At 72.3% G+C, this 20,699-nt stretch carries 13 protein-coding genes, 1 tRNA gene and 1 pseudogene; 1 reads left to right on the forward strand and 14 read right to left on the reverse strand.

Going from position 1 to position 20,699, the window contains the following annotated elements:
• Positions 1-117: 117 nt before the first annotated feature.
• From IG94_RS0123400 to bldG, 11 genes are all read right to left on the reverse strand, one after another.
• Positions 118-191: transfer RNA gene (locus tag IG94_RS0123400), tRNA-Thr, on the reverse strand.
• Positions 192-304: 113 nt separating this feature from the next.
• Positions 305-1,921 carry an alpha/beta hydrolase gene (locus IG94_RS0123405; RefSeq protein ID WP_031040468.1) on the reverse strand — a complete coding sequence of 539 codons (1,617 nt, stop codon included), beginning with the start codon at positions 1,919-1,921 and terminating at the stop codon, positions 305-307.
• Positions 1,922-2,022: 101 nt separating this feature from the next.
• The gene (locus tag IG94_RS0123410; protein ID WP_031040472.1) at positions 2,023-3,228 is read right to left on the reverse strand and encodes a DNA polymerase III subunit delta'; all 1,206 of its coding nucleotides are present in this window, start codon (positions 3,226-3,228) and stop codon (positions 2,023-2,025) included.
• Between the two features lie 199 nt (positions 3,229-3,427).
• The gene (gene tmk, locus IG94_RS0123415; RefSeq protein ID WP_031040475.1) at positions 3,428-6,826 is read right to left on the reverse strand and encodes a dTMP kinase; all 3,399 of its coding nucleotides are present in this window, start codon (positions 6,824-6,826) and stop codon (positions 3,428-3,430) included.
• Between the two features lie 187 nt (positions 6,827-7,013).
• Entirely contained in the window at positions 7,014-9,893 is a 2,880-nt protein-coding gene (gene topA, locus IG94_RS0123420) for a type I DNA topoisomerase (protein WP_031040478.1), read from the reverse strand.
• A gap of 268 nt (positions 9,894-10,161) precedes the next feature.
• Positions 10,162-10,359: a hypothetical protein gene (locus tag IG94_RS0123425; RefSeq protein WP_031040481.1), complete on the reverse strand. Its 198-nt coding sequence runs from the start codon at positions 10,357-10,359 to the stop codon at positions 10,162-10,164.
• A gap of 267 nt (positions 10,360-10,626) precedes the next feature.
• Positions 10,627-12,144, reverse strand: coding sequence for a DUF7059 domain-containing protein (locus IG94_RS0123430; RefSeq protein ID WP_031040483.1), 1,518 nt, complete (start codon positions 12,142-12,144; stop codon positions 10,627-10,629).
• 132 nt (positions 12,145-12,276) lie between these two features.
• Positions 12,277-12,849 carry a hypothetical protein gene (locus IG94_RS0123435; RefSeq protein WP_031040485.1) on the reverse strand — a complete coding sequence of 191 codons (573 nt, stop codon included), beginning with the start codon at positions 12,847-12,849 and terminating at the stop codon, positions 12,277-12,279.
• A gap of 226 nt (positions 12,850-13,075) precedes the next feature.
• Positions 13,076-15,496, reverse strand: coding sequence for a sodium-translocating pyrophosphatase (locus IG94_RS0123440; protein ID WP_031040487.1), 2,421 nt, complete (start codon positions 15,494-15,496; stop codon positions 13,076-13,078).
• 401 nt (positions 15,497-15,897) lie between these two features.
• Positions 15,898-16,329, reverse strand: coding sequence for an ATP-binding protein (locus tag IG94_RS0123445; RefSeq protein WP_031040490.1), 432 nt, complete (start codon positions 16,327-16,329; stop codon positions 15,898-15,900).
• 109 nt (positions 16,330-16,438) lie between these two features.
• A complete protein-coding gene (gene bldG, locus IG94_RS0123450; protein WP_003975386.1) occupies positions 16,439-16,780 on the reverse strand; it encodes an anti-sigma factor antagonist BldG in 342 nt (113 codons plus the stop codon).
• Between the two features lie 164 nt (positions 16,781-16,944).
• Here bldG and IG94_RS0123455 point away from each other — a divergent pair, with 164 nt between their 5' ends.
• Positions 16,945-19,335 (forward strand): DEAD/DEAH box helicase, encoded by a 2,391-nt coding sequence (locus IG94_RS0123455; RefSeq protein ID WP_052410819.1) that lies wholly within the window; start codon positions 16,945-16,947, stop codon positions 19,333-19,335.
• A 146-nt stretch (positions 19,336-19,481) separates the two neighbouring features.
• Here IG94_RS0123455 and IG94_RS40705 read toward each other — a convergent pair.
• From IG94_RS40705 to IG94_RS40710, 3 genes and pseudogenes are all read right to left on the reverse strand, one after another.
• A pseudogene (locus IG94_RS40705) lies at positions 19,482-19,850 on the reverse strand (Rv3654c family TadE-like protein); the annotation flags it as partial.
• Positions 19,851-19,870: 20 nt separating this feature from the next.
• Positions 19,871-20,236 (reverse strand): TadE family type IV pilus minor pilin, encoded by a 366-nt coding sequence (locus tag IG94_RS0123460; protein WP_031040497.1) that lies wholly within the window; start codon positions 20,234-20,236, stop codon positions 19,871-19,873.
• 85 nt (positions 20,237-20,321) lie between these two features.
• Complete coding sequence (locus IG94_RS40710) at positions 20,322-20,549, reverse strand: DUF4244 domain-containing protein (protein ID WP_031040499.1); 228 nt, start codon at positions 20,547-20,549, stop codon at positions 20,322-20,324.
• Positions 20,550-20,699: the final 150 nt, after the last annotated feature.

Below are 20,699 nucleotides of genomic sequence, written 5' to 3' on the forward strand. Positions count from 1 at the left end.
GCCACACGTGCCACCACGCGACGACGGACAGTGCCCGACCCGCCAGTACCCCCGGTATCTCAGAGACCACTAAAAGAAAAAACCCAGGTCAGATACCCGACCTGGGTTTCACTAGAGAGCCGCCTTCGGGATTCGAACCCGAGACCTACGCATTACGAGTGCGTTGCTCTGGCCATCTGAGCTAAGGCGGCGCGCTGTGCACCTATGGTGCGATCAGCAACGTCGGTAAGTCTACACAGTTTCCCGGGGTGCTTCGTACCCGCCCCGGAGCGTCCCGGGGCGGGGCTGGTGGGGCGGGTGGGGGCTACGAGCAGCGCTTGCCGTCCTTCGGGGCCGTGCCGGTCAGGAGGTAGGTGTCGATGGCCGAGTCGATGCAGGTGCTGCCGCGGCCGTAGGCGGTGTGGCCGTCGCCCTCGTAGGTGAGGAGGCGGCCGGAGGAGAGCTGGTCGGCCAGGGCCTCGGCCCAGCGGTAGGGCGTGGCCGGGTCGCGGGTGGTGCCGACCACGACGATCGGGGTGGCGCCGGCGGCCTTGATGCGGTGCGGCTCCCCCGTGGGCTGAACCGGCCAGTACGTGCAGTTCAGCGAGGCCCAGGCGAGGCCCTCGCCGAAGACCGGGGAGGCCTTCTCGAACTCCGGGAGGGCCTCTCGGACCTGGTCCGGTGAGGAGAAGGCGGCGGGGAGGTCGAGGCAGTTCACGGCGGCGTTGGCGAACATCAGGTTGCTGTAGCTGCCGTCCGCCTCGCGCTCGTAGTAGCTGTCGGAGAGGACCAGCAGGCCGGCGCCGTCCTTCTTCTTCATCGCCGAGGTCAGCGCCTCGCGCAGCTGCTGCCAGGCGGCCTCGTCGTACATGGCCGCGATCACGCCGGTGGTGGCCAGGGACTCGGTGAGCCTGCGGCCGTCCGCGTCGCCGGCGGGCAGCGGCTTGGCGTCCAGGTCGTCGAAGAAGGAGGTGAGGTTCCTGCCCGCCTGGTCGGGGGTGGTGCCCTTGCCGCCGAGGGGGCAGTCGGACCGCCCCGCGCAGTCCTTGGCGAAGGACTGGAACGCCGTCTCGAAGCCCTGCGTCTGCTCCAGGTTCAGGCGGCGCGCGGGCAGGGACGGGTCCATCGCACCGTCCAGGACCAGGCGGCCGGCCCGCTCCGGGAAGAGACCGGCGTAGGTCGCGCCCAGGAAGGTGCCGTACGAGGCTCCGACGTAGTTCAGCTTCTCGTCGCCGAGCACCGCGCGGAGGACGTCCATGTCGCGGGCCGCCTCGACCGTCGAGACGTGGCGCAGCAGCTTCGGCGCGTCCTTGCCGCAGCCCTCGGCGAAGTCCTTGTAGGCGTCGACCAGCTCGTCCGTCTCGCGCTCGTCGTCCGGGGTGGCGTCCGTCCGCGTGAACGCGTCCATCTCACGGCCGTCGAGGCACTCGACCGGCTCGCTGCGGGCCACGCCCCGGGGGTCGACGGCCACCATGTCGTACTGGGCGCGGACCTTCTCCGGGTAGCCGATGCCGGCGTACTGCTGGAGGTAGCCGATCGCCGAGCCGCCCGGCCCTCCCGGATTGACCAGGAGCGAGCCGAGGCGTTTGCCGGGGCCGGTGGCCTTCTTGCGGGCCACCGCGAGCCGGACGTCGCCGTCGGCGGGCTTCGCGTAGTCGAGGGGGGCCTTCATGGTGGCGCACTGGAAGCCGGGGACCCCGCAGTCGCGCCAGCCGAGCTTCTGCTCGTAGTACGGCGACAGCTCGGCGGGCGTCGCCTTGGGCAGCGGGGCCAGGGACGCCGTCGCCGCCTCGGTGGAGCCGGCCGCCTCCGCCTGGGAACCGGCGGACGTCGACGCGCCCGAGGCCGAGCACGCGGTGGCGAGCAGCGCGGCGGCGACGAGGGTGGCTCGGACACGGGTGCCGCCGATGCGGGTCCTGCGGTGAGTGCGCCTTGTGTGCATTCACCGAGCGTAACTCTCCGCGACAACACTGTTGCGGTGCGTGGCACCGTTGGCTCATTCGTGTTACGGCGTCAAGCGGACACCCGGCTCCCGCGCGCGGCTCAGCCCGATCTGAGCGCCATCGTCATCGCCTCCACCGCCAGCAGCGGCGGCACGTTGCGGTCCAGGGCCTCTCCGCAGGCGGCGATCGCCTCGATGCGGCGGAGCGTGGACTCGGGCGAGCCGCCGCGCGCGAGCCGCTCCACGGCGTCCTCGGCGTCGGCGTTGGCGATCGCCACGCGGGAGCCGAGCTGGTAGGCGAGGACGTCGCGGTAGAAGGCGGTGAGGTCGCTCAGGGCGAGGTCGAGGCTGTTGCGCTGGGTGCGCGCCCTGCGGCGCTTCTGGTCGGCCTCCAGGTCCTTGATCACGCCTGCCGTGCCGCGCGGGAGCCGGCCGCCCTGGGCCGCGCCCAGCGCCGCCTTCAGCTCCTCGGTCTCCCTGGTGTCCATCTCCTCGGCGAGCTGCTTGGCGTCCTCCGCCGCGGCGTCGACCAGCTCCTGGGCCGCCTTGAGAGCACCGCCGACGTCCTCGACCCGCAGCGGCAGCTTCAGCACGGCCGCCCGGCGGGCCCGGGCCGCCGGGTCCGTGGCCAGGCGGCGGGCCCGGTCCACGTGGCCCTGCGTGGCGCTCGCCGCCGCCGCGGCCACGTCCGGCTCGACGCCCTCGCGCCGGACCAGCATGTCGGCGACGGCCCCGACCGACGGGGTGCGCAGGTTCAGGTGGCGGCAGCGGGAGCGGATCGTGGGCAGGACGTCCTCCACGGAGGGCGCGCAGAGCAGCCAGACCGTGCGCGGGGCAGGCTCCTCCACGGCCTTCAGAACCGCGTTGGCCGACTTCTCGTTCAACCGCTCGGCCTCCTCGACGAGGATGATCTGCCAGCGGCCGTTCGCCGGTGAGGTGAACGACTTGCGGACGGTGTCCCGCATGTCCTGGGCCCTGATCTCCGCGCCCACGGCGACCACCGTGCTGACGTCCGCGTGGGTCCCGATCAGCGCCGTGTGGCAGCCGTCGCAGAAGCCGCAGCCGGGGACGCCGCCGAGGGCGCGGTCGGGGCTCACGCACTGCAGCGCGGCGGCGAAGGCCCGGGCCGTCTGCGTCACGCCCGAGCCGGGCGGGCCGGTGAACAGCCAGGCGTGCGTCATGCTCGTCGCCTGCGGCAGCGGGCCGTCGGCCGCGGCGGCGGTGACGAAGGCGTCGGCGTCCCGGGCCGCTGCGGCGAGCGGCTCGCTCGCCTTCTCCTGCCCGACGAGGTCGTCCCACACGGTCATGGGTCACGCCGTCCTTCCGTCACACCGGCCCCTCGTACCGCCCCGCCACGCCGAGCCGTCGTACCGGCCCGTCGCTCCGGGCCGTCACACCGGCCTGTCGCACCGCGCGACGCAGGTCCGCGCCGCGCCCTCCATTGTGCGGGTCGGCACCGACAACGCGGGCCGGCCCGCGGGACCCGGGGTCCCGCGGGCCGGATGCTCAGCGCCGTCCCCGGCCCCTGCCCCGGCGGCCGCCCTCGTCGTCGTCCTCGTCCCGCGGTCCGAGCAGTTCGTCCGCCAGCGTCGGCAGGTCGTCCAGCGGGGTCTCCTCGGCCCAGTCCGGGCGGCGCCTGCGGGGCGGCGCCTGGTCGGGGTCGATCTGCGGCAGCTCGCGGGTGCGGTCCCGGGGCTCGTCGGCGTGGCCTGCGCCGGTGGCCGGGTCCTCCTCGCGGAAGTAGCCCGGCGGGACCCGGTCGGCGGGGTCGTCCCCGCGTACGGGCGGCAGCACGGCCGTTTCGTCGGCGGCTCCCGGCACCACGGGCGGCAGCACCGCCGTCTCCTCGACGTCCCGCGGCTCCACCGCCGGCAGCACCGCGGTCTCGTCCGCCGCACCGGCCGGCGCCGGCGGCACGGGCAGCTCGGCCGTCACCTCGGACTCGGACTCCGTCCCCCGCGAACCGGACGCTCCGGACTCCTGGGTTCCGGCCCCTCCGGACTCTCCGGACTGCTGGGCTCCGGACGTCCGCGCGTCGTCGCCGCGGCCGTCCCGCGACTCGCTGCCGCGCGTGTCGGCATCCTGTGCGTCGGCGTCGCGCGGGTCGGTGGTGTCCGCGTCGGGCGTGTCGCGCACCGGGCGCAGGATCGCCGTGTCCTCCACGGGACCGCCGGAGGCGTTCGTCGGGGTCACGACCGGCGTCGGCACGGTCACCGCGTCCGAGGGCGGGGCCGCGGACGGCTTCGGCCGGGGTGCGTCGGCGGCGGACGGGGCCGACGTCTTCGGGCCCGCGGCGGCCGCCGCGGCCGCGTGCTCCGCCGCCCGGCGTGCCTCCTCGGCCCGCAGCAGGGCCTCCTCGGCCTTGCGCTGCTTCTCCAGGCGCCGGGCCTCGGCCTCGGCTCGCAGCCGCTCCTCCTCCTCGGCCTGCTTGCGGCGCCGGTCCTCCTCGGCCCGCAGCCGGGCCTCCTCCTCGGCGCGCGCCTTCTCCTCGGCGAGCAGCCGGGCCCGCTCCTCCTCTGCCTTGCGGCGCGCCTCCTCGGCCCGCAGCCGGGCCTCCTCCGCCTGCCGCTCGGCCTCGCGCCGCTGAGCCTCCTCCAGCTCGCGCCGCTTGCGCTCCTCCTCCTCGGCGCGCACCCGCGCCTCCTCCTCGAGGCGCTCGCGCTCCAGGCGCTCTTCCTCCGCCTTGCGCGCGGCCTCTTCCTCGGCCTTGCGCCGGGCCTCCTCCTCGGCCTTGCGGCGCGCCTCCTCCTGGGCCTTGATCTCGGCCTCGGACAGCGGCAGCACCTGGTCGAGCCGGCGGCGTACGACGGTGGTGACGGCCTCGGGCTCCTGGCCCGCGTCCACCACGAGGTAGCGCCCGGGGTCGGCGGCGGCCAGGGTGAGGAAACCGGAGCGCACGCGCGCGTGGAACTCGGCGGGCTCCGACTCCAGCCGGTCGGGAGCCTCGGTGAACCGCTCGCGGGCCGTCTCCGGCGCGACGTCCAGCAGGACGGTCAGGTGCGGTACGAGCCCGTTGGTGGCCCAGCGGTTGATGCGGGCGATCTCGGTGGGCGACAGGTCGCGGCCGGCGCCCTGATAGGCCACCGAGGAGTCGATGTACCGGTCCGAGACGACCACCGCGCCGCGCTCCAGGGCGGGCCGGACGACGGTGTCGACGTGCTCCGCGCGGTCGGCGGCGTACAGCAGTGCCTCCGCGCGGTGCGACAGACCGGCGCTGGAGACGTCCAGCAGGATCGAGCGCAGCCGCTTGCCGACCGGCGTCGCCCCCGGCTCACGGGTGAGCACGACCTCGTGTCCCTTGCCGCGGATCCACTCGGCGAGTGCCTCGGCCTGGGTGGACTTGCCGGCGCCGTCGCCGCCCTCCAGGGCGATGAAGAAACCGTTCGTCGCGGGGATCGGCTCCGGGTCGTCGCCCCCGAGGATCGCGTCCCGCAGGTCGTGCCGCAGCGGCACGCCGGAGCGGTCGTCGACCTTGGCGAGGACCAGCGCGGCCAGCGGCAGCAGCAGCGCGCCGAGCAGCATGAGCAGGAAGGCGGCGCCGCCGTGGGCGAAGACGAACTTCCCGTTCTCCAGGCGGTGCGGTCCGATCGCGGCGGCGACCACGGGCGCGACGACCGCGCCGAGCGCCACGTAGACCCGGACGACCGCGTGCAGGTGCTCGGTCGTGCGGGCGCGGCGGTGGTCCTCGGTCTCCTGGTCGAGCAGCGCGTGCCCGGTGTTCGCGGCCACCCCGGCGCCGACGCCGGCCAGCGCGAGGAGCAGCAGCACGGTGGTGTCGTCCGGTACGAGTCCGGCGGCCAGCAGGGCGACGCCGACGAACGCGGTCGCCAGGGCGAGCAGGCGCCGGCGGGACAGGGACGGCAGCAGGGCGGGGGCGGTGCGGATGCCGACGACGACGCCGCCGGTCAGCGCGCCCACCGTCAGCCCGTACAGCACGGGTCCGCCGCCCAGGTCCTTGGCGTGCAGCACCGCCACGGCGACCGCGGCGGAGATCACCGCGGCGACCGCGGCGCAGGCGAACACCAGCAGCGGGAGCGCTCCGGTGCGGCCCTTGTCGACGCCGGTGCCGCTCTTGGGGCGCCGCAGGCCCTCCAGCGGCGACCGCGCGCGCGGAGTGCGGACCCCGGGCAGCTCCAGGAGGGCCACCACGGAGAGGGACGCCGCGAAGAGTCCGGCCGCGACGTACGAACCGAGCGCCGCCTGGTGCTCGGCGAACCAGTCGACGCCGGTGCCCAGCAGGTTGTTCACCAGCCCCGCGACGACCAGGGCGGCGCCGGCGAGCGGGACGGCCACGAAGGTCGTGCGCAGCGACAGGCGGCGCAGCGCGTCCATGTGGTCGGGCAGCGGCCGTACCGTCGCGCCCTCCGGGGGCGGCGCGGGCAGCAGCGCGGGCGCCGCGCTCTCCCGGCACACCGTCCAGAAGCGCTCGGCGACGCCGGTGACGAAGGCGGTCACCAGGAGCACGGCGAGCGCGTCGCCCGGCATCCAGTCGATCCACAGCGGCGCGACGATCAGCAGTGCGGCGCGCAGCCCGTCGGCACCGACCATGGTCCAGCGCCGGTCGAGCGGACCGTCCTGGGAGGTGAGCGACGTGAGCGGCCCGAGCAGCACGGCACCGAAGAGCAGTGTCGCGAGGATGCGGGCGCCGAAGACGGTCGCCACTGCGAACGCCACGCCCCGGTAGCCCCCGCCGAACGAGCCCGCGCCGATGGCGGCCTGGACGGCGAGGAGCACCAGCACCAGGAGGGCGAGGATGTCGCCGACACCCCCCACCAGCTGTGCACTCCACAACCGCCTCAGCTGCGGGCGGCGCAGCAGGGCGCGGACGGCGCGCTCGCGGGAGTCCGCGACCAGGGCGTCGTCGGGGGCGGGGTGAGGGGCCGTTGGCTGCTCGGCTCGCGTCATGCGTTCAGCCTATAGGTCGCCACCGACAGTCCGGCGCGCCCGGCCGAACGTACGCACGCCCCGACACCGAAATGATGCCGGGGCGTTCGTTTTGCGAAGAGCGTGCACGGTTCGCGAAGAGCGATGGGCGGTCCCGGCCGTCTCCGAGCCGTCTCCGGGCCGTCCGTGCGCCGGCTCCGACCGGGGCTCAGTCCTCCGACGCGGTCGCCTTCTTGGCGGCCGTTCCGGCGGTCGTCTTCTTCGCCGTGCTCTTCGCGGCGGTCTTCTTGGCGGCCGTCGTCGTCTTCGCCGCGGCCGTCTTCTTGGTCGCCGCCGTCTTCTTGGCCGGTGCCTTCTTGGCGGCCGTCTTCTTCGCGGTCGCCTTCTTGGCGGTCTTCTTCGCCGTCTTCTTGGCAGGCCCCTTGGCGCGCTTCTCGGCGAGCAGCTCGTAGCCGCGCTCGGGCGTGATCTCCTCGACGCTGTCGCCGGAGCGCAGGGTCGCGTTGGTCTCGCCGTCGGTGACGTACGGGCCGAAGCGGCCGTCCTTGACCACGACGGGCTTCTCGCTGACCGGGTCGGTGCCCAGCTCCTTCAGCGGCGGCTTGGCCGCGGCCCGGCCACGCTGCTTGGGCTGGGCGTAGATCGCCAGCGCCTCCTCCAGCGTGATCCCGAAGAGCTGCTCCTCGGTCTGCAGGGACCGCGAGTCCGTGCCCTTCTTCAGGTACGGGCCGTAGCGGCCGTTCTGCGCGGTGATCTCGACGCCCTCCGCGTCGGCGCCGACGACCCGCGGCAGCGACATCAGCCGCAGGGCGTCGTCCAGGGTCACCGTGTCCAGCGACATCGACTTGAACAGCGACGCGGTACGCGGCTTCACGGCGTTCTTGCCGGTCTTCGGGGTGCCCTCGGGGAGCACCTCGGTGACGTACGGGCCGTAGCGCCCGTCCTTGGCGACGATGGTGTGCCCGGTGGCCGGGTCGGTGCCCAGTTCGAAGTCGCCGCTCGGCTTGGCGAGCAGTTCCTCCGCCAGCTCCACGGACAGCTCGTCCGGCGCCAGGTCCTCGGGGACGTCGGCGCGCTGGTGGTTGTCGGAGTCCTTCTCGCCGCGCTCGACGTACGGGCCGTAGCGGCCGACGCGCAGCACGATGTCGTTGCCGACGGGGAAGGAGGACACCTCTCGGGCGTCGATCGCGCCGAGGTCGGTCACGAGTTCCTTGAGGCCGCCGAGGTGGTCCCCGTCGCCGTTGCCCGCGTCGGCCGCGCCGCCGTTGCCGGGGGCGGGGCCCGGTTCGTCGCCCTCGCCGAAGTAGAAGCGCCGCAGCCACGGCACCGACTGGGCCTCGCCGCGGGCGATGGCGTCGAGGTCGTCCTCCATCTTCGCGGTGAAGTCGTAGTCGACGAGCCGCCCGAAGTGCTTCTCCAGGAGGTTGACGACGGCGAAGGAGAGGAAGGACGGGACGAGCGCCGTGCCCTTCTTGAAGACGTAGCCGCGGTCCAGGATGGTGCCGATGATCGACGCGTACGTCGACGGGCGGCCGATCTCGCGGTCTTCCAGCTCCTTGATCAGCGACGCCTCGGTGTAGCGGGCCGGGGGCTTGGTGGCGTGGCCGTCGACCGCGATCTCCTCGGCCGTCAGCGCGTCGCCCTCGGCGACCTGCGGCAGACGGCGCTCGCGGTCGTCCAGCTCGGCGTTCGGGTCGTCGGCGCCCTCGACGTAGGCCTTGAGGAAGCCGTGGAAGGTGATGGTCTTGCCGGACGCGCTGAACTCGACGTCCCGGCCGTCGGCGGAGGTGCCGCCGATCTTGACCGTGACGCTGTTCCCGGTGGCGTCCTTCATCTGGGAGGCGACGGTCCGCTTCCAGATCAGCTCGTACAGCTTGAACTGCTCGCCGGTCAGACCGGTCTCGGCGGGCGTGCGGAAACGGTCGCCGGAGGGGCGGATCGCCTCGTGCGCCTCCTGCGCGTTCCTGACCTTGCCGGCGTACGTGCGCGGCTGCGGCGGCAGGTAGTCCGTGCCGTACAGCTGCGTGACCTGGGCGCGGGCCGCGGTGAGCGCGGTGTCGCTGAGGGTCGTGGAGTCCGTACGCATGTAGGTGATGTAGCCGTTCTCGTACAGCTTCTGGGCCACCTGCATGGTCGCCTTCGCGCCGAGGCCGAGCTTGCGGCTGGCCTCCTGCTGCAGCGACGTCGTACGGAACGGGGCGTACGGGGAGCGGCGGTACGGCTTGGACTCGACCGACCGCACCGAGAACCGCGTGTCCTCGAGAGCGGCGGCGAGCGCGCGGGCGTTCGCCTCGTCGAGGTGGAGGGTGTCCGCGCTCTTGAGCCGGCCCAGGGAGTCGAAGTCGCGGCCCTGCGCGATGCGCCGTCCGTCGACCGTCTGGAGGCGGGCGACCAGCGACGACGGGTCGGAGGCGTCCCCCGCGCGGCCGGTCGCGAAGGTGCCGGTGAGGTCCCAGTACTCGGCGGAGCGGAACGCCATGCGGGCGCGCTCCCGCTCGACGACGAGGCGGGAGGCGACGGACTGGACACGGCCGGCCGACAGGCGCGGCATGACCTTCTTCCACAGGACCGGCGAGACCTCGTAGCCGTAGAGGCGGTCGACGATGCGGCGCGTCTCCTGGGCGTCGACGAGCTTCTGGTTGAGCTCGCGCGGGTTGGCGACGGCGGCGCGGATGGCGTCCTTGGTGATCTCGTGGAACACCATGCGCTTGACCGGGATCTTCGGCTTGAGGACTTCCTGCAGGTGCCAGGCGATGGCCTCGCCCTCGCGGTCCTCGTCAGTGGCGAGGTAGAGCTCGTCGGATTCCTTCAGCAGGTCCTTGAGCTTCTTGACCTGGGACTTCTTGTCGGCGTTGACCACGTAGATCGGCTGGAAGTCGTGGTCGACGTCCACGCCGAGGCGGCGGACCTCCCCGGTGTACTTCTCCGGTACCTCCGCCGCGCCACTGGGCAGGTCGCGAATGTGCCCGACACTCGCCTCGACCACGTAGCCAGGACCGAGATAGCCCTTGATCGTCTTCACCTTGTTAGGCGACTCGACGATGACGAGTCGGCGGCCGCCGTCTGCGGTCTCGCTGGTCGGGGACAACTTCGCTCTTCTTTCCGGTCGACGCTGGGCCTCCCCAGGTCGAGGTCCCGGGTCGGGTCGTTCTGTGGTTCGGTCGTGACGCTGCGGAGTGTGACGGTACCTCCCGCCCCCGTGTCAAACGGGAAAAGCCCACAACGGCCACTCGAACGGTAACCCGACGAACCGTGTTCCTGCCGCCCGGTGCGCGTTCCGGTCCCGGCGCGCATATCCGGAGCGCGACCTCCCGGTTACCCGGCCGGGGGTGCGGCAGGGGTCCGGATCCGGCCCCTCAGACCTGCGTGAGGCACCATGCCCCGAGGGCCAGCGCGATCACTGCGGCGACAGCCGCGGCGGTCGCCGATGCGACCGGACTCACACCGTGCGCGACGGGCCGGCCGTGTCGCACCCGCGCCGTGGTCCACACCAGCAGACCCGCCCCGAACAGGGCGAACACCAATCCCGCGAAGATCGCCGGTCCGCTCTCCATGGTCCCCGTGCCCCTTTTCTCCAGCCGCGCGTGTCCAGCCTCCGGGAGGCTGTCACGCGCGGCTGGCGGGCAGGCGAACCCGAGGTGAACGCCGGGACGACGGGGCGGCCGGTTACGGACGGTGGCTCGTTTTCCGGCGGTGGCACGTTTTCCCGCAGTGGCGCGTTTTCCCGCGGCGGTCTCACCACGTCGCATTCACCACACCTGTCCCACCACACAGCCTCATCACACCGGTCTCATCACCCCGATCTCACCGCGCCCATCTCGCTACGCCGGTTCGAGGAAGCCCTGCTCCACCAGGAGTCGGATCTGGGCGGGCGTGCGGTCCCGCAGGGCGACCGGGTCCTCGCCGACCAGCTGGGCGATGGCGTCCAGGATGCGGCCGGCGCTCATCGTGCCGTCGCAGACGCCCGCGAAACCGGCTCCGACGGTGTCGACCCGGGTGGCGCGGCGCATGCCGCGGTTCTGTCGCAGCACGACGTGCTCCGGGTCCTCCGCGCCGGGCAGTCCTACCTGTTCCTGGACGACCTCGCCGGCCAGCGTGAAGTGGGCTTCGAGCAGCGCCGCGTCGTCGTGGGCGCGGAGGTAGTCGACGCGGTCGAAGTGGGCGCGGACGGCCTCGCCAAGCGGCTGCTCGATCGGGTGCGGCCACTCCTCGGCGACGACCGAGGGCTCCGCGGCTCCGGTCCGGCGCAGGGTGATCCAGCCGAAGCCGACGGCCCTGACCTTGCGTGCCTCGAACTCGTCCAGCCACGCGTCGTACCGCGCCTGGTACTCGGCCGGGTCGCCCCGGTGGTCGCCCGCGTCCCTGAGCCACAGCTCGGCGTACTGCGTGACGTCCTGCACCTCGCGCTGCACGATCCACGCGTCGCAGCCGCGCGGCACCCAGGAGCGCAGCCGGTCCGTCCACTCCTCCCCGTCCACGTGCTGCCAGTTGGCGAGGAAGTGCGCGAACCCGCCCTCGTTCAGTCGCTCGCCCGTCTGCTGAACGAGCGACCGGCACAGATCGTCCCCGCCCATTCCGCCGTCGCGGTAGGTGAGGCGGGCGCCGGGCGAGATCACGAAGGGCGGGTTGGAGACGATCAGGTCGTACGTCTCGTCGTCGTGGACGGGCTCGTAGAGGGAGCCCTCGCGCAGGTCGGCGGCCTGGACGCCGGAGAGGGCGAGGGTGAGCGCGGTGATGTGCAGCGCGCGCGGGTTCACGTCGGTCGCCGTCACGCGCGTGGCGTGCGCGGCGGCGTGCAGTGCCTGGATGCCGGAGCCGGTGCCGACGTCGAGGGCCGCGGCCACGGGCTCGCGGACGGTGAGGCCCGCGAGGGTCGTGGAGGCGCCGCCGACGCCCAGGACGACGCCCTCGGCGTGGTTGCCGATGCCTCCGGCGCCGCCCACTGCGCAGCCGAGGTCGGAGACGATGAACCAGTCCTCGCCGCCGGGTCCGCCGAAGGGCCGTACGTCCACGGTGGCCGCCACCTCGTCGTCGCCCGCGCGGACCAGCCAGCCGCTCTCCAGGCAGGCGTCGACGGGCAAAAAGCGCTCCACGCGCGCGTGGAGGACGGGCTGCTGCAGCAGGAACAGCCGGACGAGCAGCGCGAGCGGAGTGTCGCCGCGGGTGGCACGGAGCGCGGGCACGGTCTCGCTGCGCGACAGGGCCGCGTAGGCGGGTGCGCCGAGCAGCTCCAGCAGTCCGTCGGCGGTGAAGGACGCCCCGAGCAGGGCGTCCCGCAGCCGGGCGGTGGCGTCGGGGCGGTCGGCGGAGGGCAGGGGGGACAGGCTGGCGTTACTCACACCCCCATTGTGGCCCCGCGTGCCCGTCGCGGCCCCGCGGTCCCCGCCCGGCCGGTCACCGCCGCCCGGGTGTCCGCGGGGCCGGTCACCGCCGGCCGGGTGTCCGCGGGGCCGGTGTCCGGCCGGGCGCGGTCAGCCGGCCGCGGCCGACGGCGTCACCGAGGCCGACTTGCAGCTCTCCTGCTTGGCCATCGCCTGGCCGACATCGCCCTCTTCCAGGGTCTTCAGCGCGTTGCTGCCGCTCTTGCTGAGCTTGTTCAGCTCCGTGGCGATGTCCTTGAGGCCGTCGGCGAACTTCGCCTGGTCCTTGGTGTCGAGTTCCTCCATCTGCTTCTTCAGGGAGCCGTACGAGGAGGAGAGGCCGTTCAGCTCGGTGACGGCGTCCTTCTGCTTCTTCTCGCCGTCCTCGACGTCCGGGGAACCGGCCTTCTGCACGGTGGCGCCCATGGCCTTGTAGGCGTCGGACATGTCCTGGAAGGCCTTCGCGTCGGTCTTCTGGACCTCGGCCGGCGTGCTGTTGTCCGAGGTCTCCTTCTGGATCGCCGCGTTGGCCGCCTCGATCTTCTTGGCCTGCGGCTGTACTCCGTCGCAGACGTCCTTCGCCCAGGCGTCCAGCTTCTCGTTGTCGTCGCCGCTGCCGCAGCCCGTCAGCGCCAGTACCAGTACCGCACCGCCGGACAGTGCGGCCGCGAGCTTCTTGTTCACCGGGTTGGTCCCTTCCGTGGCTCTCGGCCCCGGAACATACACGCCGGATGGGGGACATCCGGCGGACGAACAGCCGTTAAGACCGTATTGAAGCCATTTGCACCAAGAGAGAGAAGGCTCACGGTGATAGAGCGCATCCCACTACGAAACGGGCGGACGGCACGTCAACACGCGCCATCCGCCCGCCCTTTGAGCTGCTCCTTCTACGGTGGCCCCGCGGCGGCCGTCACGAAACCACCGCCGGATCCGCGGACTTGGGGCCCTGTTCGGCGTCGTCTTCGTCACCCATGGCGATGCCGCGCCGCTTGGAGACGTAGACCGCCGCCGCGATGACGACGAACGCGACGACGGCGATCAGGACCCGGACGCCGATGCTCTTGTCGGCGCCGTAGGAGAACTTGATGACCGCGGGCGCGATGAGCAGCGCGACCAGGTTCATCACCTTCAGCAGCGGGTTGATGGCCGGACCCGCGGTGTCCTTGAAGGGGTCGCCCACCGTGTCGCCGATGACGGTGGCGGCGTGGGCCTCGCTGCCCTTGCCGCCGTGGTGGCCGTCCTCGACGAGCTTCTTGGCGTTGTCCCAGGAACCACCGGAGTTGGCGAGGAACACCGCCATCAGCGTGCCCGCGCCGATCGCGCCCGCGAGGAACGCGCCGAGGGCACCTACGCCGAGCGTGAACCCGATGAAGATGGGCGCCATCACGGCGAGCAGGCCGGGCGTGGCGAGCTCCCGCAGCGCGTCCCTGGTGCAGATGTCGACGACCTTGCCGTACTCGGGTTTCTCGCTGTAGTCCATGATCCCGGGCCGTTCCCGGAACTGCCGCCGCACCTCGAAGACCACCGCGCCCGCCGACCGCGACACCGCGTTGATCGCCAGCCCCGAGAAGAGGAAGACGACCGCAGCGCCGGCGATGAGGCCGACCAGGTTGTTGGGCTGCGAGATGTCCATCATCAGGCTCATCGGCGCGCCGTCACCGCTCAGTTTCTCGCCCACGTCCGCGGCGCCGCTGGTGATGGCGTCGCGATAGGACCCGAAGAGGGCGGCCGCCGCGAGGACCGCGGTGGCGATGGCGATGCCCTTGGTGATGGCCTTCGTGGTGTTGCCGACCGCGTCCAGGTCGGTGAGGACCTGGGCGCCGGCGCCCTCGACGTCGCCGGACATCTCGGCGATGCCCTGCGCGTTGTCGGAGACCGGCCCGAAGGTGTCCATGGCGACGATCACGCCGACCGTGGTGAGCAGGCCGGTGCCGGCCAGCGCCACCGCGAACAGCGCCAGCATGATCGACGTGCCGCCGAGCAGAAAGGCCCCGTAGACGCCGAGGCCGATCAACAGGGCGGTGTAGACGGCGGATTCGAGGCCGAGCGAGATACCGGCGAGGACGACCGTGGCGGGACCGGTGAGCGAGGTCCTGCCGATGTCCTTGACGGGGCGCCTGGTGGTCTCGGTGAAGTAGCCGGTGAGCTGCTGGATCAGGGCGGCGAGCACGATGCCGATCGCCACCGCGACCAGCGCGAGAATCCGCGGGTCGCCGCTCCTGCCGGCGATCGCCGCGTCGGTGACGCCGTCCAGGTCGGCGTAGCTGCCGGGCAGGTAGACGAAGACGGCGACCGCCACCAGCACCAGCGAGATCACCGCGGAGACGAAGAAGCCCCGGTTGATCGCGCTCATGCCGCTGCGGTCGGAGCGCCTGGGCGCCACCGCGAAGATGCCGATCATGGCGGTGATCACACCGATCGCCGGGACCAGCAGCGGGAACGCCAGCCCGGAGTCGCCGAAGGCCACCTTGCCGAGGATCAGTGCGGCCACCAGGGTGACGGCGTACGACTCGAAGAGGTCGGCGGCCATCCCCGCGCAGTCGCCGACGTTGTCGCCCACGTTGTCGGCGATGGTCGCGGCATTGCGCGGATCGTCCTCCGGAATGCCTTGTTCGACCTTGCCGACCAGGTCGGCGCCGACGTCGGCGGCCTTGGTGAAGATGCCGCCGCCGACCCGCATGAACATGGCGATCAGCGCGGCTCCCAGCCCGAAACCCTCCAGGACCTTCGGCGCGTCGGCCGCGTACACCAGCACCACGCAGCAGGCGCCCAGCAGGCCGAGCCCCACCGTGAACATGCCGACCACGCCCCCCGTACGAAAAGCGATCTTCGTCGCTCTGTGCGAGACGAGGGTGAGATCCTTTTCCGGTTCTCCCGGGGCCGGAGTCGCTTCCCGGGCCGCCGCGGCGACGCGCACATTGCTGCGCACCGCGAGCCACATGCCGATATACCCGGTGGCCGCCGAGAACGCCGCGCCGATCAAGAAGAAGATCGAACGACCGGCACGTTGATTCCAGTCGTCCGCGGGCAGCAGCAGGAGCAGGAAGAACACGACGACGGCGAATACGCCGAGCGTGCGCAACTGACGGGCCAGATAGGCGTTCGCGCCTTCCTGGACGGCCGCCGCGATCTTCTTCATGCTGTCGGTCCCCTCGCCCGCGGCCAGCACCTGGCGCACCAGGATGCCCGCGAGCACCAGTGCTGCCAGCGCGACGACCGCGATGACGACGACGAGGACACGGTTTCCGTCGGTCAGTACGGCGGCCGCGAGGGTCGAGGGATCTCCGAACTGACGGGGGCCCGACTGATATGACGTGGAAAGCTCCGCCATTCGTCCTCCTTGACGCTTGGGCTGAGCTCAAGATGTGGACGGGATTGTAGGTACCGGAACCTGATCAAAACAGTGCACGACAAAAGCAATTACCCTGTCAACCACAAGGACACGGGGAGTAGTAATGCCTTTCCGGCATTAATTTTCTCTGCGCGATCTCCGGGCGATCTCCGCGCGATCTACGGGGGATCCATGGGGTGGGCGATCTATGGGGTGGGCGATCTCCGGGCCATTGATCGTGAATGAATTCTCTTGGCACCCGTACGGCACCAATGTATGTCCGCACATGCCGAAGGGCCCCACCAGGTGGGGCCCTTCGGGTGATTGCTTCGGACGGATACGTAGGGGCCGGACCGGATACGAGGGGCCGGACCGCCGACAGGCTCAGAGCGGCGGCAGGCTCAGATCGGCGGCAACACCGCCGGTGCGGTGGGCCAGGTCATGCGGATCAGTCCGCCGTCCTCACCCGCCCTGACCTCCACGTCGTCGACGAGTCCGCTGATGACCGCGAGGCCCATCTCGTCCTCCTCGGCCTCCAGCTCGTCGGCGGCGGCTCCGGGGGCCTTGGTCCCCGGAGCCGTGTGCGGCGCCTCGTCGCCGACCTCGATGGAGAACTGCTTCTCCTCCTCGATCAGCGACACGGTGACCGGCGCCGTGATGCCGACATGCTGATGCAGGCCCACCGCCCTGGTGCAGGCCTCGCCCACGGCGAGCCTGACCTCGTCGAGGACGGCCTCGTCCACTCCGGCCCTGCGAGCCACCGCAGCCGCCACCAGACGGGCGGTACGGACATGCTCGGGCAGCGCGCTGAAGCGGAGTTCGACGGTGGCCATGCATCCCCCTCGGAACTACGGGCGTGCTTTCGGGGGTCCGGGCCGCCGACAGCCCGGACCCCCCTCGTTGTACTGCCGTCCCGGACCCGCGGGCCCGGAACCGGTCGTCTCAGTCGGTGGCCGCCACCGCTTCCTCGACCGAGGTGTGAATGGGGAACACCTTGGTGAGGCCGGTGATACGGAAGATTTTGAGAATGCGCTCCTGGTTGCAGACCAGGCGCAGCGAGCCCTCATGGGCACGCACCCGCTTCAGTCCGCCGACCAGCACGCCGAGCCCCGTGGAGTCGAGGAAGTCCACGCCCTCCATGTCGACGACGAGGTGGAAACTCCCGTCGTTCACGAGCTCGACCAGCTGCTCACGCAGCTTGGGCGCGGTGTATACGTCAATTTCGCCACCGACCTCGACGACCGTACGATCGCCGACGGTACGGGTCGACAGGGACAGGTCCACGGATCCTCCAGCACCTTGCTATCGAGCGGTCGTCCCTCGGGACACCTCGGCTTGAAGCCCCCAGGACGGTTCGCCAGCCGCGATGGCATTCAATCACTTACCGGCAGGCGTGCACGACGCCTTCCCCCTCATTGTCCGTCACGCCAGTGACAGACTCGGTACCGATGGCCAAGAATCACCGATCCGATCGACCCCCGATGGAGCCCGCCTCCCGGCCGGAACCAGGCACGGTCCTGGCCCGGCTCGCCGCGGGACCGAGCCGGGCTGCGCGCATCACTCATACGGAGCACTTGCCCCCGCGTGCGGGCCGTCATGCGGTCTGGCCGGACCGGATTCGGCCGGAGATCGTCGCCGCCGTCCGGGCCGCCGGCATCGAGCGTCCCTGGGCCCACCAGGCACGCGCGGCCGAGCACGCCCTGGACGGCGACTCGGTGGTCGTCGCCACCGGAACCGCCTCCGGCAAGTCCCTCGCCTACCTGGTGCCGGTCCTGTCGGCCCTGGTGGACGGCTCCGAGGCGCCCAACGGGCGCGGCGCCACCACCCTCTACCTGGCCCCCACCAAAGCCCTCGCGGCCGACCAGTGCCGATCTGTGAAGGAACTTTCACAACCTCTCGGCACATCCGTCCGGGCCGCGGTGTACGACGGCGACACGCCGTTCGAGGAACGCGAGTGGATCCGCCAGTACGGCACCTACGTGCTGACCAACCCGGACATGCTGCACCGGGGCATCCTGCCGTCCCACCCTCGCTGGTCCTCCTTCCTGAAGGCGCTGAAGTACGTCGTCATCGACGAGTGCCACACCTACCGGGGCGTCTTCGGCTCCCACGTCGCCCAGGTGCTGCGCAGGCTGCGTAGATTGTGTGCCCGCTACGGCGCGTCGCCCGTGTTCCTGCTCGCCTCCGCCACCGCCGCCGAGCCCGCGGTGGCCGCCCGCCGGCTCACCGGACTGCCCGTCGTCGAGGTCGCCGACGACGCCTCACCGCGCGGTGAACTGGTGTTCGCCCTGTGGGAACCACCGCTGACCGAACTGGAGGGCGAGAAGGGCGCGCCGGTCCGCCGCACGGCCACAGCGGAGGCGGCCGACCTGCTCACCGACCTCACCGTGCAGGGCATGCGCTCGATCACGTTCGTGCGGTCCCGGCGGGGTGCCGAGCTGATCTCGGTGATCGCCCAGGAGCGCCTCGGCGACGTCGACCGCTCCCTGCCCCGCCGGGTGGCCGCGTACCGCGGGGGCTACCTCCCGGAGGAGCGACGCGCCCTGGAACGCGCCCTGCACTCCGGCGAGCTGCTCGGCCTCGCGGCCACGAACGCCCTGGAACTCGGCCTCGACATCTCCGGCCTGGACGCCGTGGTGATCGCCGGCTATCCGGGCACACGCGCCTCCCTGTGGCAGCAGGCGGGCCGGGCCGGCCGCGCCGGTCAGGGCGCGCTGGCGGTGCTGGTCGCCCGTGACGACCCGCTGGACACCTTCCTCGTGCACCATCCGGAGGCCCTGTTCGACCAGCCGGTGGAATCCACCGTCCTCGATCCCGACAACCCGTACGTCCTCGCCCCCCACCTGTGCGCGGCGGCGGCCGAACTGCCCCTGACGGAGCAGGACCTGGAGCTCTTCGGCCCCGCCTGCGAAGAGCTGCTGCCCCAGCTGGAGGCGGCGAAGCTGCTGCGCCGGCGGACCCGGGCCTGGCACTGGACACGCCGTGAACGGGCCGCCGACCTGGCGGACATCCGCGGAGAGGGCGGAAGCCCGGTGCAGGTCGTCGAGGCCGGTACGGGACGACTGCTGGGCACAGTGGACGCGGGCGCCGCCCACACGACCGTCCACGACGGCGCCGTCCACCTCCACCAGGGGCGCACGTACCTCGTCCGCTCCCTCGACCTGGAGGACTCCGTCGCGCTGGTCGAGCAGGCCACCCCGTCCTACTCGACGATGGCCCGCGACACCACGGCGATCTCGGTCCTGGAGACCGACGTCGAGGTCCCCTGGGGAGACGGACGCCTCTGCTACGGCTCCGTCGAGGTCACCAACCAGGTGGTCTCCTTCCTGCGCCGGCGCCTGATCACCGGCGAGGTCCTGGGCGAGACCAAGCTCGACCTCCCCGCCCGGACGCTGCGCACCCGCGCGGTGTGGTGGACGGTCACCGAGGACCAGCTGGACGCGGCCCGGATCAACCCGGAGATCCTCGGCGGCGCCCTGCACGCCGCCGAGCACGCCTCGATCGGCATGCTGCCCCTCTTCGCGACCTGCGACCGCTGGGACATCGGCGGCGTGTCCGTCCCGCTGCACCCGGACACGCTGCTGCCGACCGTCTTCGTGTACGACGGCCACCCCGGCGGCGCGGGCTTCGCCGAGCGGGCCTTCCACACGGCTCGCGAGTGGCTCACGGCCACCCGCGAGGCCATCGCCTCCTGCGAGTGCGACGCCGGGTGCCCGTCCTGCATCCAGTCCCCCAAGTGCGGCAACGGCAACGACCCACTGCACAAACGGGGCGCGGTACGGCTCCTCACGGTCCTGCTGCGGGGAGCGGAAGAGGCCGGGCAAGCGCCGGAAGCGTAGACGCGCCGGTCGGGGGACACCGGACGGACGCCGGAAGCCGAGACGCGGTAACCGGCACCGGCCAGACGGACACCGGGAGCCGGGACAGGGGCGTGGACGGGGACGGGGACGGGCCCGGCGACGGACGTGGGTGCACGAGCGTGGGTGGGGGCGGGGGCGGGTGCCTCCGTGGCCGGGCCCGCCCTCGCCCGGACCTCCGCCGTGAACGGCCCTGTGCCCGACGCCGCCGTCACGTCCGAGACCTGCCCGGTGAGCACGCAGCGCACGAGCCGTGTCCCCTGGGCCCGCGCAACGCGCTCGGCCTCGGCACACGCAGCCGTGCCGCCCCTGGCCCAGCGGTCCGCTGCCGCGAGTGCCGCCATGTCGGCGCCCCCGGCTGCCCGGTGCCGGGCCACGACTGCCTGCCCCAGAGCCAGCACGACGCCGAACACCACGCACAGAACGGCGACGGCACCCACGCTCCACACGGTCGCCGAGCCCCGGTCGGCTCCACCGCCGCTCCGTTCGGCCGACAGGCCGAAGGCCGTGCGCCTCCTCACGAGTCCTCCCCCGCCGCCTGCGCCGCCCCTACCGGCTGCTCCGTCCCCACGGTCTGCTCTGCCGAAGCCACCGCCTCCGCCCGTACCTCGAAGGGCAGTCCGTGCAGCACCGGCGGTTCCGCCACCACGGCCACGCGGACCAGATCCGCCTCCCGGCCGAGCGTGACCCGGGCTCCGTCCGGGGCCGCCTCACGAGCCAAGGCCAGGACCGCGTCGTCCGGATCCTGCCGCGCCGCCGCACGGGCCCCGGTCCGCGCGGCGTCCACACACTGGATCTGGGCGGCCATCACGAGCAGCCCCCACACCAGCGCCATCGCGAACACCACCAACACCGGCAGCACCACGGCCGTCTCCGCCGTCACGAAGCCCCGGTCCAGGCGGCGGCCGGCGCGTCCCGGGCGTACCGCCCCGGCGTCCGCCGGCCTCGCCCGCGCCCCGACCGCCCGTTCACATCCCCGCATCGAGGGCCCGCTTCACGATGCCCTGCAGCTCCGCGCTGACCGTGCCGCTCGTCACGACCTTGTACAGGACCACGGCGAACGCCACCGCAGCGACGATCCCCATCGCGTACTCGGAAGTCACCATCCCCGCGTCCCGCCGCGCCGCCCGCCACCGCAGTGCCGTCCGTGCGCCACACACCAGGGCACTCAGCCGTGCCCGTACCGTCTGATTCATCGCAACTCCCGTGAAGTTCCATCGCGCTGCTCGGCTGTTCGCCTGTCCGGCTGCCTGCTCGTTTGCCTGCTTGCCCGACTGCTCATCTGCTCATCTGCTCGTCCTCGGTAGCTCGCCCCGCCGCGCCGCTATGCCGCTATGCCGCTGCGC

It is taken from the genome of Streptomyces olivaceus (genome assembly GCF_000721235.1).
In the GTDB taxonomy this organism is placed as follows: domain Bacteria; phylum Actinomycetota; class Actinomycetes; order Streptomycetales; family Streptomycetaceae; genus Streptomyces; species Streptomyces olivaceus.